1 protein-coding gene is annotated in these 620 nt (G+C 54.2%); it reads right to left on the reverse strand.

What is annotated here, in order from left to right:
- Nucleotides 1-620 (reverse strand): Druantia anti-phage system protein DruA (locus AC1DCP_RS26330; RefSeq protein WP_476774859.1); only part of this gene is annotated, 620 nt, incomplete at both ends.

Raw genomic sequence — 620 nt, forward strand, 5'->3', positions numbered from 1 at the left:
CGACTGACCCGCTCCGTTAGCGGCGTTGATGTGCCAACAGCATCTAGCGCTGGAGCGTGGTCGAGGCGCGAGGCCAGCCAGCGGCTGATCCAGAAAGATGCAATCGCTTCCTCGCTGTCGACCTTTTCCGGATCGATAGAATACGCCGGCTCAGAATCGATGCCGAGGAGAACCCGCTTCAGATTTCGTGCCAGTGGCACTCCATAAATAATGCGAGGAGCGCCGTGCTGGAGTAAATTTGTTTGGTTGAGCCCTAGGCCGGCGAAGCCTTCGCGTAGCTGACGAAGCTTTGGACTTTGCCCTTCACCAAACACGAAGTTGACGTTACGAAATCCGCTTGATGCTTCCGCGATGGCAGCAAGTCCCAGTTCAGTTTCTGCGGATAGATTCGGAGACCCAAAACCCTCGGTCCGCCCGAGTTGGGAGTATTCAATATCAAAAGCTTGCCCCGGAACGGTACCAGCGGGTAGTTTGACCCGGTTGTACTGAGACGAATGATCAGTGTAGAGGCTTGTTGTACCAAGAAATACTAGGTTAGGCTCTTTGGTAATTGGCCGGCCTGCCATCTGGCTTGCGATGACGCTAACCATCTCGCCATAACGTTCATGGTAATCGTTGAC

The organism is Agrobacterium sp. 10T429, from assembly GCF_056393925.1.